Below are 1,141 nucleotides of genomic sequence, written 5' to 3'. Positions count from 1 at the left end.
TTGCGCGGGTGGAGTTGTTGCCGGATCTGGTGGCGGGTTGGGTGGCGGCTACGCCGGATGCGGAGGCGGTCCGGTGTGGTGATGAGGTTGTGACGTATGCGGAGTTGTGGGAGCGGGTGAACCGGCTGGCGCATTTGCTGCGGGCGATGGGTGTTGGTACTGAGGTTGTGGTGGGGGTGTGTCTGCCGCGGGGTGTGGAGTTTGTGGTTGCGGTGTTGGCGGTGTGGCAGGCGGGTGGGGCGTATGTGCCGTTGGATCCGGAGCATCCGGTGGAGCGGCTGGCGGTGATGCTCGCTGATGGTGGTGTGCAGGTGCTGGTGGGTTCGGATGACACGGTGGGGGATCTGCCGGTTGGGCAGGTCCGGACGGTGGTGCTGGACGACGCGGTGACGCGGGTGTTGTTGTCGGGGCAGCCTGTGACGCCGCCGGTGGTGGGTCGGGTTCCGGATCAGGTGGCGTATGTGTTGTTCACGTCGGGGTCGACGGGCCGGCCGAAGGGTGTGCAGGTTACGCATCGTGGGTTGGTGTGTTTGTTGGCTGGTCAGCGGGTGGTGTTTGGTGGGGAGGTACCGCCGTTGGCTGTGTTGTTGTTTGCGTCGTTCGGGTTTGACGCTTCGGTGTGGGATGTGTGTCTTGCGCTGGGGTTTGGTGGGCGTTTGGTGATTGCGGGTGAGGAGGACCGCGGGGATCCGGGGCGGTTGGCGGCGTTGGTGGATGGGGCTGGGGTGGAGGTGGCGTTGTTGCCGCCGTCGTTGCTGGCGTTGCTGGACCCGGCGGGGATGCCGGGGTTGCGGGTGTTGATCAGTGGTGGTGAGCGTTTGGATGGGCAGTTGGCGGGGTTGTGGTCGTCGGGTCGGCGGTTGCTGAACGCCTACGGGCCGACCGAGGTGACTGTGGTCGCGTCGGTGGATGTTGATGGTGGGCCGTCGATTGGTGTGCCGTTCGGCGGGTCGCGGCTGTTGGTGGTGGACCGGTTCCTGCATGAGGTGCCGGTCGGGGTGGCCGGTGAGTTGTTCGTGGGTGGTCCTGGTCTTGCTCGCGGGTATCGGGGGCGGCCGGAGTTGACGGCGGAACGGTTTGTGGCTGGGCCGGATGGTGGGCGGTGGTATCGGACCGGGGATGTGGTGCGGTGGCAGGCGGA

The 1,141-nt window shown here is 66.5% G+C and carries 1 protein-coding gene; it reads left to right on the top strand.

The window, feature by feature from the left end:
- Nucleotides 1–17: 17 nt before the first annotated feature.
- Nucleotides 18–1,141, top strand: a 1,124-nt coding sequence (locus AB0B76_RS59005; protein ID WP_360395223.1) for an amino acid adenylation domain-containing protein, incomplete at its 3' end; no start/stop codon positions are given.

This window comes from Dactylosporangium sp. NPDC049140 (genome assembly GCF_040648435.1).
This window is presented reverse-complemented; position numbering and strand designations above follow the sequence as displayed.